Annotated in this window: 12 protein-coding genes; 9 read left to right on the plus strand and 3 right to left on the minus strand. The window is 69.5% G+C overall.

Annotated features, from left to right (window positions below; genetic code table 11):
• Window positions 1–55: 55 nt before the first annotated feature.
• The 8 genes from ACSVDD_RS03335 (at window position 56) to ACSVDD_RS03370 (ending at window position 11149) form a co-directional block, all read left to right on the plus strand.
• A complete protein-coding gene (locus tag ACSVDD_RS03335; protein WP_448187868.1) occupies window positions 56–2353 on the plus strand; it encodes a glycosyltransferase in 2298 nt (765 codons plus the stop codon).
• Window positions 2350–3213, plus strand: a complete 864-nt coding sequence (locus ACSVDD_RS03340) for a class I SAM-dependent methyltransferase (protein WP_448187869.1) — start codon at window positions 2350–2352, stop codon at window positions 3211–3213. Before ACSVDD_RS03335 ends, ACSVDD_RS03340 begins: the two co-directional genes overlap by 4 nt.
• The gene (locus tag ACSVDD_RS03345; protein ID WP_448187870.1) at window positions 3210–4490 is read left to right on the plus strand and encodes a glycosyltransferase family 4 protein; all 1281 of its coding nucleotides are present in this window, start codon (window positions 3210–3212) and stop codon (window positions 4488–4490) included. Before ACSVDD_RS03340 ends, ACSVDD_RS03345 begins: the two co-directional genes overlap by 4 nt.
• On the plus strand, window positions 4490–6691 hold the full coding sequence (locus ACSVDD_RS03350) for a glycosyltransferase family 2 protein (RefSeq protein WP_448187871.1): 2202 nt from the start codon (window positions 4490–4492) through the stop codon (window positions 6689–6691). Before ACSVDD_RS03345 ends, ACSVDD_RS03350 begins: the two co-directional genes overlap by 1 nt.
• Entirely contained in the window at window positions 6688–8016 is a 1329-nt protein-coding gene (locus tag ACSVDD_RS03355; RefSeq protein WP_448187872.1) for a glycosyltransferase family 4 protein, read from the plus strand. The genes ACSVDD_RS03350 and ACSVDD_RS03355 overlap by 4 nt, the downstream gene beginning before the upstream one ends.
• 131 nt (window positions 8017–8147) lie before the next feature.
• Window positions 8148–9218, plus strand: a complete 1071-nt coding sequence (locus tag ACSVDD_RS03360; protein ID WP_448187873.1) for a glycoside hydrolase family 183 protein — start codon at window positions 8148–8150, stop codon at window positions 9216–9218.
• Between the two features lie 18 nt (window positions 9219–9236).
• The gene (locus ACSVDD_RS03365; RefSeq protein WP_448187874.1) at window positions 9237–10430 is read left to right on the plus strand and encodes a polysaccharide pyruvyl transferase family protein; all 1194 of its coding nucleotides are present in this window, start codon (window positions 9237–9239) and stop codon (window positions 10428–10430) included.
• Window positions 10431–10432: 2 nt separating this feature from the next.
• A complete protein-coding gene (locus ACSVDD_RS03370; RefSeq protein WP_448187875.1) occupies window positions 10433–11149 on the plus strand; it encodes a hypothetical protein in 717 nt (238 codons plus the stop codon).
• 47 nt (window positions 11150–11196) lie between these two features.
• On the opposite strand, the gene ACSVDD_RS03375 is transcribed toward ACSVDD_RS03370, so the two are convergent.
• The 3 genes from ACSVDD_RS03375 to ACSVDD_RS03385 all read right to left on the minus strand — a co-directional run bounded on the left by ACSVDD_RS03375 (window position 11197) and on the right by ACSVDD_RS03385 (window position 13427).
• On the minus strand, window positions 11197–11772 hold the full coding sequence (locus ACSVDD_RS03375) for a polysaccharide biosynthesis/export family protein (RefSeq protein ID WP_448187876.1): 576 nt from the start codon (window positions 11770–11772) through the stop codon (window positions 11197–11199).
• Window positions 11773–11928: 156 nt separating this feature from the next.
• Window positions 11929–12612 (minus strand): HD domain-containing protein, encoded by a 684-nt coding sequence (locus tag ACSVDD_RS03380; protein WP_448187877.1) that lies wholly within the window; start codon window positions 12610–12612, stop codon window positions 11929–11931.
• Window positions 12613–12731: 119 nt separating this feature from the next.
• Window positions 12732–13427, minus strand: a complete 696-nt coding sequence (locus ACSVDD_RS03385) for a hypothetical protein (RefSeq protein ID WP_448187878.1) — start codon at window positions 13425–13427, stop codon at window positions 12732–12734.
• A gap of 172 nt (window positions 13428–13599) precedes the next feature.
• On the opposite strand from ACSVDD_RS03385, the gene ACSVDD_RS03390 reads away from it, so the two are divergent.
• On the plus strand, window positions 13600–14403 hold the full coding sequence (locus ACSVDD_RS03390; RefSeq protein WP_448187879.1) for a phytochelatin synthase family protein: 804 nt from the start codon (window positions 13600–13602) through the stop codon (window positions 14401–14403).
• Window positions 14404–14580 lie beyond the last annotated feature (177 nt).

A 14580-nucleotide genomic window follows, 5' to 3' on the forward strand; every position in this document is an offset into this window, starting at 1 on the left:
TGCAACGCCGGCGGCCCAGCCCGTCTGAGCCGCCGGCCCTCACCCCGCAGGAACCATGACCCAGATCGCAGTCCTTCGAAGCAGCGAGGCCGTGGCGGCCGCCAGCTTGCACGCCCTTGGCGGCGGCTTCCTCCTGGCGGTCTGGGAGGCCAGCCATACCGATGCGCCCTCACGCATCACCCCCTCGGTCAACGGCGGCGAAGCACCGCTGCCCTACACCACGCTAACCGTCCGCACCTCCTGGGGCAGCCAGCGCAGCTACGCCGTGCTGCGCTGGCCGGGCGGGCGCGGCGGTGTCGCGGCGTTCCACGACCAGTCCGGCCACCTGCTGGCGGAAGCCCGGGCCGGCGCCGGCCTGCCCGACTTCGACCCGGCGCTGCTGTTGGGCGGCCTGGACGCCGCGGCGCGCCTGCGCGTCGCCCGTCTCATTCTCGATTTCTGCCGCTCGACCGGCGCCTTGAAGCAAGACGCCGGCTTCGTCGCCGCCTGCCGCCGTCTGGTCAGCGAGCTGTCGCCGCGCCCCTCGGCGCTGACCGCCAGCGCGCTGCTGACCGACACGCTGGTGCTGTGCGAAGGCAATCTGTCCGCCAGCTTCGGCGCAGTGCTCGGCGTCGTGGCGCTGACCGGCGACACGCTGGCCACCATCCCCTTCGCTGCGCACATCGGCACCGCGCCGGACGCGCGCGGCCGGCTGTCCATGCACCTCGTGCTGGAGCGCGCGCTGAGCCGGCCGGAGACGCTGGTGGTGCTGCTCGGCCGCAATGGCCTTGCCTGCCGCACCGTGGCCGGTGCCGGCACCGGGCTGCCGACGCTGCTGGAGCATGTGCAGCAGCGCCGCGGCATGTCCACCGCGCTGCGCCACCACCTCGCCCGCTGCCTCGCCGAGCGCGGCCGGCACGAGCCCGCGGCCTGCGCCACCGCCTATGAGATGCAGGTGCTGATGCCGCAGCCCAAGCGCCAGCTCGCCGACCCCGAGCGCCCGGTGGGCGCCGCGGTCGACGTGGCGGTGCCGACGGGCGACGGCGGCCTGTTCCTGGCCGGCTGGGTGCACGACCCGCACGCGCTGACCACCGGCCTGGGCATCCTGTCGCCGTTCGGCGAGGAGCGCTCGCTGGACACACTGTCCTTCCGCTTCCCCAGGGAGGACGTGGCGAAGCTGTTCCACAGCGCCCCCGGCGCGATGCACGGCTTCGCCGCCTTCCTGCCCGGCCCGCCTGAGCCCGGCCCGTCGCTCCAGGTGCGCTGCGAGCTGCGCCTGGGTTCCGGCGGGCGCATCACGCTGGTGCCGCCGCCCGCCCCGTCCTCGCCCAAGGAGGCGTGCGCGCTGGTGCTCGGCAGCATACCGCCGGGGTTCGTCACCGACACGCTGCTGGAAACGGTGATCGCCCCCGCGGTGGCGCCGCTGCACGCCGCCCACCTCGCCAGCCGGACGGCGCCCACGATGGTGCGCTTCGGCACGCTGCCCGAGCGGCCGGACGTTTCGGTGATCATCCCGCTGTACCGGAACCTGGACTTCCTGCGCTTCCAGCTCGGCGCCTTCGCCACCGATCCGGCGATGGCCTGGGCGGAGTTGATCTTCGTGCTCGACTCGCCCGAACAGGCGAAGGAGGTCGAGCACATGCTGCGCGGCCTGCACGGCCTGTACGGCCTGCCCATGCTGCTGCTGGTCAACGGCGCCAACTACGGCTACTCGGCCGCCAACAACGCGGGCGCCGCGGTGGCGCGGAGCAACACGCTGCTATTCCTGAATTCCGACGTGGTGCCGGACCGGCCGGGCTGGCTGCCGAAGCTGGCCGCCGGCCTCGCCGAGCGGCCGGGCACCGGTATGGTCGGGCCGAAGCTGCTGTTCGACGATGAATCGCTCCAGCACGCCGGCATGCTGTTCCTCCAGGATCTGGAGGGCGGCTGGTACAACCACCACTACTTCAAGGGCATGCCGCGCGACTACGCGCCGGCTACCGTCGCCCGCGCCGTGCCGGGCGTCACCGGCGCCTGCATGATGATGCCGAAGGCCCTGTTCGAGGCGGTCGGCGGCTTCACCGAGGACTACATCATCGGCGACTACGAGGACTCCGACCTCTGCCTGAAGGTGCGCCGCGCCGGGCACGAGATTCGCTACGTCCCGGACGTCGAGCTGTACCACCTCGAACGCCAGTCGATCACCCGCAACACCGGCTACACCCGCGGCGTCGCCGCCCACTACAACCGCTGGCTCCACGCCGGCCGCTGGAGCGCGCTGATGAGCGATCTGATGAACCGCGACTGGCCGGCGGACGACGCCGTCGCACCGGTCGCCGCCCCTGCCCCCGCCCCCGTCTCTGCCAAGCGCAAGAACCGGAAGGGTCGCCGATGAACGCGCAGGCGATGCCGGCAGCCGACCGCACCGGCAAGGTCGTTCTGCTGCGCGCCCAGCGCAGCGCCCCGACCATCGAGTGGCTGTGCGAGCAGGTCGCCCGCAACCGCTTCATCCCCGTGCCGCCGGCCGAGCGCTGCTTCGTCGGCGACGGCGACTTCCGCGCGGTGGGGGCCGAGTTCCTCGGCCACTTCGTGCGTCTGGGCGGGCTGAAGCCCACCGACCGGGTGCTGGAGATCGGCTGCGGCATCGGCCGCATGGCGCTGCCGCTGACGCAATACCTGACCGGCGCCTACGACGGGCTGGACATCGTCGAGGACGGCATCGCGTGGTGCCGCGAGACGATCACCCCCGCCTACCCGGAGTTCCGCTTCCACCACCTGGACGCGGCCAACGCGCTGTACAACCCCGATGGCCGGCTCGACGCGGCGCGGGTGTCGCTGCCGATGCGCACGGGGAACTACGACTTCGTTCTCCTGACCTCAGTTTTCACACACCTGCGCCAGCAGGAAACAGAGCATTACGTGGCGGAGATCGCCCGTGTGCTGCGCACGGGCGGGCGTTGCTTCCTCAGCCTGTTCCTGGTCGATCACGCCGCGCGCACGGCGCTGCGCGACGGTACCACGAGGCCGGTATTCATGGACGGTGCGGGGCCGGAATTCATCGCCGACGCCAACGCGCCCAACGGTGCGGTGGCCTACGACGAGGGGTTCCTGCTCGGCCTGTGCACCGCGCACGGCCTGCGTCCGGCCAGCCCCATCGTCCGCGGCCACTGGAGCGGGCGGGAGCGGGCCGAAAGGTCCGGCGCCGACAGCTACCAGGACTTGCTGGTGCTCGAAAAGACGGAGACCGTTCGATGAGCGCGCCCCGCGTTCTCTTCATCGCCCACAACCACCCGGCTCTGCACCCCGGCGGCACGGAGATCTTCGCGCACGACCTGTTCCGCGCGCTGAAGGCCGACGGCGTGCCAGCGCTGTTCCTCGCCTGCACCAACCAGGTGCACCGCCAGCAGAAGCCCGGCACCAACTTTCAGACGCTGGGCCGCAGCGCCGACGAGGTCATCCTCTGGGCCGGGCACTTCGACCATTTCTACCAGAGCCAGATCGACCTGCACGGCATCGTGCCCGACCTGTCGAACCTGCTGCGCTCGTTCAAGCCCGACATCGTGCACGTCCACCACACGCTGCTGCTGGGCGTGGAGATGCTGTTCCTGATCCGCCGCGTGCTGCCGCGCGCGAAGATCGTCTACACGCTGCACGACTATTACCCGATCTGCGCCAACGACGGGCAGATGGTGACGCCGGTCACCCACGCGCTGTGCACCGGCGCCTCGCCCGACGCCTGCCACCGCTGCTTCCCCGAGCGCACGCCGGACAAATTCGTGCTGCGCGAAAAGCACCTGAAGACCATGCTGGGGCTGGTCGACCGCTTCCTGTCGCCAAGCCGGTTCCTGCGCGACCGCTACATCGCCTGGGGCCTGCCGGCCGAGCGCATCGACGTGCTGCACAACGGCCGTCCCGAGGCCGAGCGCGCCGCCCCCCGCGCCCTGGCCGATGGCGGCCGGCGCGACGTGTTCGGCTATTTCGGCAATCTCAGCCCCTACAAGGGCATCCGCGTCGCCCTGGCCGCCGCCAAGCGTCTGGTGGAGTCCGGCGAGACCGGCTTCCGCATGGAGGTGCACGGTGGCGCCCCGTTCCAGCCCGAGACCTTCACCAACGACGTCGGCGAGGCCATCGCCGCCTGCGCCGGCCGCGTCAGCCCGCACGGCCCGTACCGCCGCGAGGAAATGGCGGCGCTGCTCGGCCGCGTCGATTGGGTGCTGACCCCGTCGATCTGGTGGGAGAACGCGCCGCTGGTCATCCAGGAGGCCTTCCAGCAGGGCCGCCCGGTGATCTGCTCCGGCATCGGCGGCATGGCCGAGGCGGTGCGCGACGGCATCGATGGCCTGCACTTCCGCCCCGGCGACCCGGTGGACCTCGCCCGCGCGCTCGACCGCGCGGCGAACGAGCCGGGCCTGTGGGAGCGCCTTTCCTCCAATGTCCCCGCCGTGCCGACCACCGTGGAGTGTGCGCGCAAGCACCGCGCCCTCTACGACGTGCTGGCCGGGGTCCACACCGTCCTGGCCGAAAGGGCCTGATGATGAACGACACCATCCTCCAGCCGGACCTCTCGGTCGCTGTGCTGATCGACGACGACACGCTGCTGCTGTTGGGGTCCTGCGAGCAGCCGGCCCTGGCCTGCGGCACCGCCAGCGTCAACGGCGACGCGGTGGGCCGCTTCGATGCCCATTGCTGGCCGCAGGAGAATGGCGGGTACTGGATGGTTGCGGCGCTGCGCGCCCCCGACGCCGGGCGTTTCCAGGCCAGCCGCATCGCCGTTTCCGACGAAGCCGGCAGCCGTTTGGCGCTGCCGCGGCTGCGCAACGTCAAGGTCAACCCCTGGGGCCTGCTCTCCGCGCTGAAGGAGGAGCACGCCGACGCCATGCCGGCGGTGTTCGACTTCCTGCTGCGCGTTCTGGCGTCGGCCGACGGCCCGGCGCTGTCGGCGCGGCTGAGCCGCTTCCTGCAAGCCTTCGTCGCCCACATCGCCCGGCCCGAGGGCTTCGCCGAGATCTTCGGCCGGCTGTCGGCCGGCAATGGGCTGATGGTCCAGGGCTGGTCCTCGTCACTGGCGGCCGGCCGGGTCGAACTGCTGGTCGAAACCGAGTCCTGCCGCCTCTACCGCGCCGAGGTCGGCACCATCCGCCGCCCCGACCTGCCGGACACCGCCTGGGGCCTCGTCGCCGTGCTGCCGGCGGCCGAGCACACGCCGGACGAGATCCGCCACATCTACTACCGCGCCGGCAACCGCTGGTGCGAGCTGGAGCTGTTCGCCGAGCGCATCCTGCTGCCGGATGGCGTGGCGCTGCACCATCTGCGCGACCTGCTGCCGCGCCTGAACGCCGACCCGATGGTGCTGCGGGCGCTGCGCCGCCGCGTCACCGCGGTCTATGAAGGGCATGAAACGGTGTCGCGCCTGGAGGTTCCGGTGTGCGCGGCGCTCGACCGGGCGGTGCGCGTCGCCGGCGTGGGCGTGCTGGTCACCGGCTGGCTGCTCGACCCGCAGCGCCACATCGCGTCGGTGATCCTACACGGCCCCGGCCTGGAAGCCGCCATCGATGGCGATTGGTTCCGCACCCAGCGCAAGGATGTGACGGAGGGCTTCTCCCACGATGGCCGCTTCGCCGGCCGTTTGCCGTCCGACCGCCACGACCATGGCTTCCTGGCCTTCGTGCCGGAACCCGCCGGCATCGCGGACGACGCGGCTTTCCATCTGGAATTGGCGCTGAACGACGGCGGTGCCGCCTATCTGCCGGCGAACCCCGTGCCGCCGAATTCCGAGTTGGTGCGGCATCTGCTGTGCTTGGTCGACATCAACAATCCGGCCGCGGAGTCGCTGATCGAGCGGCACGTCGGCCCCATCGTCCAGGCCGCCGGCCGCACGGTGCCGGACGCCCCGGTGGCACCGGCCTTCGCCATGGGCCGCACGCTGCCGGCCCCGACCGTCTCCGTCATCCTGCCGGTCACCGATGGGCGCGAGGACGTGGACCTGCACCTCGCCCGCCTCGCCATCGACCCGGACTTCGCCCAGGCGGAAATCCTTGTGGCGGCGGCTGCCGGCAGTTCCGAACGCCTCGCGTTGACTTTGCGCCGCGCCGCCGCGTTCTATCGCATGGCGGTGCGTCTGGTGCCGGCCCCGCAGGCGCACGATGCCTTCGAGGCGATGGCCGCGGCGCTGCCGCACGCGGCGTCGGAGACTGTGCTGCTGCTGTCCACCGCCGTGCTGCCGACCGCGCGCGGCTGGCTGTCGGAGCTGACGCGCGCTGCGGCGACGCTCGGCCGGCCGGCCATGGTCAGCCCGACGCTGCTGTACGAGGACTTCTCCATCCGCTTCGCCGGTGTGCGCGTCGAGGGCGACCGTCCGGTCGCCCAGTTCGCCGGCTACCCCAGGGAGTGGCTGAAGGAGCGCCAGCCGGTGACGGTGCCCGCCGCCACCGTGGACTGCGCGCTGCTGCCCAAGCGTCTGGTCTCGGAAGCCGGCGGCCTCACCGCCGGGTTCGTCAGCGCCGAGTACAAGAGCGCCGATTTCTGCCTTCGCCTGGGCAAGGCCGGGCACACCTGCCTGTGGGTGCCGACCGTGGCGCTGGTCGCCGTGGACGAGCAGGCGCGGCAATCCGCGCACGAATACTGGCGCCAGACCGGCTCCCTGGTGGACCGCTGGGCCTTCAACCGCCTGTGGGCCCCAAAATCCAACACCATAAAGCCCGCCAACACCGATTTCGGGGTGAGCCCGCGATGACCAAAAGCAAAGACAAGCGCGTCCTGATCATCAGCCACGGTCACCCGGCCTTCTCGCTGGGCGGCGCCGAGGTGGCGTCTTACAATCTGTTCCAGGGCCTGCACGATCTGCCGGGCTGGGAGAGCCATTACCTCGCCCGCACGGCGCCGCCGATCACGCCGCACGGCGGATCGGCGCTGATGAGCCTGCGCCAGAAGGAGCGCGAGGTCCTCTTCTACGCCAACGACTATGATCACCTGCGCTGCTCGAACCGCAACCTGCCGGGGCTGGAGCAGGACTTCGTGCGGTACGTGCGCGACTTGCAGCCGGATGTGGTGCATTTCCACCACTTCCTGGGGCTCGGCGTGGAGACGCTGTTCGCGCTGAAGCAGGCGCTGCCCGAGGTTCCCATCGTGGTGACCTTCCACGAGTATCTGTCCATCTGCAACCACCACGGCCAGATGGTGAAGACCAGCCGCAACGCGCTGTGCTACCGCGCCAGCCCGGCCGACTGCACCGGCTGCTTCCCGCACATCAGTGAAGCCGAATTCTTCAAGCGAGAGCTGTTCCTCAAGACCTTCCTGGAACTGGCCGACTTCTACGTCAGCCCGAGCCATTTCCTGATCGATCGCTATGTGGACTGGGGCCTGCCGCGCGAGCGCTTCAGCATGATCGAAAACGGTCTGACGGTGGAGGAGGTGGTCCCGCCCCGCCCGCTGCCGCGCGGCGGCCGGCGCAACCGCTTCGCCTTCTTCGGCCAGCTGACCGAGTTCAAGGGCGCCCATGTGCTGGTCGAGGCGATCAGCCGCGTGCCGGCCAAGGTGTGGGGCGAGGACAGCGCGCTGATGATCTACGGCGGCAACCTGGAGCGCCAGCCCGAGGCCTATCAGAAGAAGTTCCTGGAGATCACCGAGAAGGCCGGCGAGCGCGTGCGCTTCTATGGCAGCTACCGCTCGGCCGAATTGCCGGGGCTGATGAAGGACGTGGACTGGGTGGTGATGCCGTCGATCTGGTGGGAGAACTCGCCGGTCGTCATCCAGGAGGCGTTCCTGCACGGCCGGCCGCTGATCACCAGCAACATCGGCGGCATGGGCGAGAAGGTGACGCACGGGGTGGACGGCCTGCACTTCCGCAACGCCAGCGTCGAGGATCTGGTGGACCGCCTGACCGAGGTGCTGACCACGCCCGACCTGTGGGACCGGCTGCACATGCGCATCCGCCGCCCCATCGACCGCGTGGAGTGCGCGCGGCGGCATGTGGACATCTACGACCGTCTGCTGGCGGCCAAGGCCCCGCAGGCCGCGGCCCCGGCCGCGCCGCGGCGCGCCGTGGCGCAGAAGGCGTGACGATGAGCACCGTCCATAGCCCCTCTCTCCAAACCCCTCTCCCGCAAGGGGAGAGGGGCTTAAGGGCCGTTGCGCGGGCTTGCACGCTCGCCCTCACATTCTTCCTCGCCCTGCCCGCGCACGCCGCGGACTTGAACATCACCCCCACTTCGGCCACACCCCAAGTCGTCTTCGACTGGAAAACCCAGGCGTGCGAGCCGTGGGATGTGCCGGATGCGCCGGCCCGCGCGTGGCGAGGCGCCGATGGACAGGTGCGGCTGCTGGCCACCCACTACCGCGCCCGCCTGATGGCCGGCCCCAGCCTCGACACGCTGAAGCACGACTGCCGGATCGTCTTCCAGGCCGACCACGACGCAGCACCCGAGCATTTCGACGACATGGGCTGGCTCGTCTCGCCCTACACGCTGGACGGCCGCACCGTCCACGCCCTGGTGCACAACGAGTTCCACGGCCACCTCCGCCCTGCCCTGTGCCCCAGCAAGCGCTATGCCTCCTGCTGGTGGAACAGCGTCACCGCAACGGTCTCCACCGATGGCGGTCGGAGCTTCGCGCCGCCGCGCTACGTCGCCGGCCTGCCCTACCGCTACCAGGGCGACCTCGGCCACCGCGCCGGGCTGTTCAGCCCCAGTTCCATCGTCGAGCGCGAGGGCTGGTACTACGCCATGCTGTTCGCCGAGCCGTTCGGCGCGCAGAAGCGCGGCGTCTGCCTGATGCGCACCCGCGACCTCGCAGACGCCGCGTCGTGGCGGGCCTGGAACGGCAAGGGCTTCACCACCGCCTTCGCCGATCCTTACGCCGATGCGGCGGACCCCGCCGCGCACGTCTGCGCCCCGCTGCCGAAGCTGTTGGGCACGGTGACCAGCCTTGTCCGCCACCGCTCGAGCGGCCTGTATGTGGCCCTGATGCAGGGCGGAAAACCGGGCGGCGTCTGGGCGGCCACCTCGGCCGACCTGACGAACTGGTCGGAGCCGCGGCTGGTGTGGGAGGCCCCGCCGGCCTTCGCGCCCGACTGCAACAGCCGCTACGCCTACGACTATCCGGCGCTGCTCGATCCGGCCAGCCCCTCGCGGAACTTCGAGGACATCGGAGAGACAGCCTTTCTTTACCTCACCCGCGACGCGCTCAACGGCTGTAAGCCGGGTACGGAACGCGATCTCGTGCGGCTGCCGGTCACGATCCGGCCAGCCTCGTCCAGTCATTAAGAGTTCAGGGAGGCATCCTTGTCCAAAATCCTCGTCATGATCCCGTCGGGCGAAGTCTACGACCACGACTGCGTGCGGTGGTATGATTACGCAAACATCCAGGCCAGCATCGATCACTACCACAACATCGGCGACGCCTTTGTCTATGACAGCTCTCTGAAGTTGTTGCAGTTCGACAAGCTCGACGTGCTGGAAATCCGCACGTTCAATCAGGCCGAGGTGGATCGGGTCAACGCGGAATACGACTACGTCTTCCTGCGCGGCTCCAACTACATCAACAGCGAGATCACCTGGCCGGCGGCGACCGAGCAGGTGCTGTCAAAGCTGAAGATCCCCGTGCTGGCCTTCGGCGTCGGCGCGCAGGCCCCGGTGAGCGGCAAGCTCCAGCTTTCCGAGGAGAGCAAGCGCGTCTGGCGCCTGATCGCCGACAAGTCGGTGACGGTGGGCGTGCGCGGCACCTACACCGCCGAGGCGCTGTGGGACCTGGGCATCCGCAACACCCGCATCGTCGGCTGCCCGACCGCCTTCCGCGGCCTGAACCCGGACATGCGCATCGACCTGCCGCCGCTGGAGCGTATCAAGAGGGTCGGCGTCACCATGCGCCGCGAGGTGTCCAAGGCCTACGCCCGCGACGTGCAGGTCTACCTGACCAAGCACCGGCAGATGGTGAAGGATCTGGCCGCCCGCTTCGACACCGTGCTGATGATGCAGGGCGAGGTCGAAGAGAAGAAGATGCTGTGGGGCACCGACGCCCAGAAGGCCGAGGCCTGGGACGCCCTGCACAAGCAGGAATGGCTGAAGCAGTGGTACTTCGACGAGAAGATGGACGAGTTGTACCGCACCCGCCTGTGGTACTCGGACATCGTCGCCGACTATGAGAACCTCGTGCGCTCGAAGGACATGGTGCTGGGCTACCGCCTGCACGGCAATCTGATGGCGCTGTCCAACGGCGTGCCGTCCGTGTACTTCAGCTACGACAGCCGCACCGCCGAGTTCGCCGAGACCTTCGGCATCCCCTGCTACGACGTCTTCTCCGACAAGCCGTTCGTGCTGGAGGATTACTGGGATCAGTCGCTGTTCGAGCGGTTCAACCAGCGCTTCTACACGCGCTACCGCGACATGCGCGACTTCCTGGACGAGAACCTGATCGCCCACCGCATGCCGGCGGTGACCGCCAAGCCGCGGCCGCAGCCGCAGCGTCAGGTCGCCTGACCATGAGCGCCGCCATCGCAACCGAGGCGCCGCAGTTCGAAGGCCGGATCGACGCGGTGGCGGGCCGCCGCGTCTACGGCTGGGCGTGGAACCGCAGCGCGCCGGATGAATCGCTTGAGATCGAGGTGCGTTTCGACGGTGTCGAGACGCCGCTCGCCATCGTCACCGCCGACCAGCCCCGCGAGGATCTGACCGGCGCCGGCATCGGCAGCCACGCCTTCGAGGCGGAGGTGGAGCTTCCGGCCGGCGCCGACCCGTCGCGGCTGGTGGCGTTCGCCCGGCCGCGCTCGGGCGGTGCCGGGCTGGCGTTGCGCCAGCGCAGCGAGACCGAACGGCTGCTGAACGAGGCGGTGACCCCGCACCTCACCCGCCTCGGCAACGAGTTGGATGCGTTGCGGGCCGGCGTCGGCCGGGCGTTGCGGGATTTGGCTGCCCGCCTGCCCGCCAACGACCCCGGCGACGCCACCGCCACCCGCGAGGCGTTGGCGGCGGTCGGCAGCCGCCTGGACGCGGTCAGCGATGCCCAGCACACGCTGGACGAGCGGGTGGCCGGGTTGGAGGTGTTCCTGATGCGCATCGACGGGACGCTGTGGTCGCTCGTCGAAGAGGGTAAGAAGGGCACCGGCGGCAACGCCGACCGGCCGCTGCGGCTGGTTGTGGCGGTGCTGGGTGGAGCGGTCGGTGTGATCGCCGCGATGATACTGGGGCGGTTGTTTTAGGGCAATGGTTGAAGCCCCTCTCCCGCGACGGGAGAGGGGCTTAAAAGTCAGAAATACCGCTCCGGGATGCGCAACACATCGTCGGGGAATACCGGAGCGGTGATCGGCGCCTTGTACATCTTCTTCTCCGGATCACGGCCGCGGGTCACCAGCACGTACTGGTCCTGCGCCCGATACGTGTATCCACCGGCCGCCGCCACGGCGGACAGCGCCGTCATTCCGTTCACATAGGGATACTGGCCGGGGTTGCGCACCTCGCCCAGGATGAAGAACGGCCGGAAGTTGATCACTTCGGCGCTGACCTTGGCGTTCTTGACATAGCCGCGCTCCAGGCGCCGGGCGATGTCCTTCTCCAGGTCGCGCGTGGTCTTGCCCTTGGCGTTGACCTGACCGACCAGCGGCATGGCGAGCGTGCCGGAGCCATCCACCTTGAACTCGCCCGACAGTTGATCCTCGCCGAAGACGACGATCCGCACCGCGTCACCGGGACCAAGTTTGTACTCGCCGGCCTCCGCCAGGCCCGGCGGCTCGGGCGGGGCGTCCATGGACGAGCAGCCCGCCAGCCCCAGGGCTGGAACGATGGCGGAAAACCCTAGGAAGCATAGCACCGTGCGCCGATTCATGGCAGGTCCCTTTCCTGACGAAGCAAAAGGCTTGCGCCATGGTAGCTAACAACGCACACGCGCAATACGCCGCGAGAATATGGTAGAGCAGCCGCATCCGAACGTGAGCAGCGCTCCTCGCCAGAGGTAACCCTTATCTTCCTTCGCGTGGCGGGGTCAGGCTTGCCCGGCGATTTCGGCCAGCAGTTGCTCCCGGAAGGTCAGCAGGAAGTCGGCGCGCTCCTGCGCCCGCCGCCGGCCGGCGGTCGTCTGCATGGTTGCCGGCAGGCGCAGCAGCTTGGCCTCGAAGTGGTCGAGCGCGTATTGCAGATCGTCGAGCGGCCGGCCCTCGGCCAGCGGGTCGTCGCCGTGGAACAGCGCCCGCTTCATCAGGCCGGAGGTGGCGAAGCACCGCGCGATGCCGATGGCGCCCAGGCTTTCCAGGCGGTCGGCGTCCTGCACCAGCTTGGCCTCGATGGTCAGCGGCGCGATCCCGGCGGAATAGCTGTGCGCCTCGATGGCGTGGCACACCGCCGGCAGCAATCCTTCGGGGAAGCCCAGGCCGCGGAGCACCTCCCGGGCGCGGCCGGCCGACAGGCGCGACGCGCGGCTGCGGTCGGGGTGGTCCTTGGGCACGTTCACCACGTCGTGCAGCAAGCTGGCCCCCAGAACCACCAACAGGTCGACCCGCGCGGCGGTGGGGGCCTGCGCCTCCTCGACGGCGAGCCCGCGGGCGGTCCGCCACACCCGCATGAGGTGGTGCACGTCGTGCGCCGGGTCCTCGGCAATGTTCGCACGCAACCAAACGGCGATGGCGCTTTCCCAAGCGGCGGCGTCGCTGAGCACAACATCCTTCGGCATGGGCACGAGTCCTTTTCAGTCGGACCTTTCGATATGGGATCGAATGGTCCGGCTGTCGCCTCGTCATTTCGGAAGGGTGCCGGAATTCCCCTTCAGCCCAACCCCATCAGACAAGGTGTTTAGCCCAGGCGGCGCGAGGTCACCGGCCCCAGGTCGCCGCGCCACTGTGCCACTTCCGCCTCGACGCGCTCGACCGCGCGCTGGTCGCGGAAGCGCTTGACCGCCCGGTTGGGTTCGCCGCGCGCCTGCATGAGTTCCAGCCGCGCCGCCACCTCGGGCTCCGCCGCAACGGCTTGGCGCCAGCGGTCCAGGCGGATCTCCACCACCGCTTCCACCAGGGCCTGCGCCGCCGGGATGCGCCCCATCTTGACGGCCGCGGGGGACAGACGGACCGCGGCGGCGAGGGCAACCTCGGTGGGAATGCGCGGGAACACCGCCCGCGTCGCGTCGGCGATGGAGCGCTTGAGGTCCTCGCCGCGCTTGCGGCCCTCGGCCGCCGGGCCGATGGCCGCCTTGGCCTGCTTGCGGGCGTGCCACGCCAGCACGTCGGTGGCGACCGCCCTGGCGTCGGCGTCCATCGTGACGGCGCCGCTGGCCCCTTCGGTGGCGAGGTGCAGCATGGTCAGCGAGCGCAGCGAACGGGCGCGCGTCTCGTTGCCCTCCAGCAGGACGTCGCGGTCGATGGCCTCCGCCGCCAGCAAGGTGCGCAGGAGATCCAGGTCGCTGCGCGTCCAACGCCGGGAGGCAACCAGCCGCTCGGCACGGTCCTGCGCGCTGCCTGGACTCTCCGGCTTCACGACGCGATCTTTGGGCATGCGGGTTCCTCTGGACGGTTCGAAGACCGGGTTCTAGCGCGCCGCCGGGAATACGCAAGCGTTCCGCACGCATGTCCGTTCCGATTCCCCGTCTGCGCTGTTGAAACCCCCGACGCGGTGATCAATGTGCATCTCAGCAAGCCTGAGGCACAGGAGGAACGGGACGCACGGGATGAGCAGACTGAAGATGCTGGTATTCGCGGCGGTGGCCAGCGGGTCGCTGGCCGTCTTCGCGCAGGTCCCCGCCCAATCGGAGAGGATGCAGGCGAAGTACGGCCCCGACGCGGTCCCGATCACCCAGGACAACGAGTATCTGCGCACGCACGACGCGCCGGATTACTGGACGCTCAATCCCTACTACGTCGCCCAGGAGACGGGAGCGGCCTGTTCGGTCGCCAGCGTGGCGATGATGATCAACGCGTTGCGTGGCCTGCCGATGCACGCCTCGGAGCAGCTGGTCACCCAGATGTCGGTGCTGGACGCCGTCGGCGACGAGAACTGGAAGGCAGCGACCGCCGAGTCCGGCGAGGGCGTCTCCTTCACCGAGTTGGTGGGCTATGTGCGCCGGTCCCTGGCGGCGTTCGGCCTGCGGGCCGAGATCGAGGTGTTCCGCCCGCGCGACAACTCACCAAGGACGCTGGCCGAGCTGCGCCGCATCCTGACCGAGAACGAACGCAGCGCCGAGGACATCATCCTGCTGGCCTTCGACCAGGGCACGCTGACCGGCGACGTCACCGTGGGCCACATCGCCCCGCTGGGCGCCTACGATTCGGCACGCCGCCGCGTCCTGGTCATGGACGTCGATCGCAGTTGGTACGTACCCTACTGGTCCAGCGACGAAAGGTTGCTGGAGGCCATGCTGAAACCCGACCACGCCGACCCCGGCGGCAGCGGTCTGATCCGCGTTCGGGTCCGTCAGAACGCGGGGTGGGGATTCGCGGCATCAGTAAATGGAGATTCGAACTTTCGGCGATGACGGAAATATTTCATTAACCAAGCCGGCATAGAACGGTTGGGTGGCATTCAGCCACCTTCAGCCCTATGCCCCAGCCTATCCGTTAGTGGGGAATCAGCGCGCTGAACTCCACCGATGAAGGCTGAGGCAGCGTGACCTTTTCGAGCGCGCATATCGCCGTACACGACCAGCCCCTGG

The organism is Azospirillum terrae (assembly GCF_053470425.1).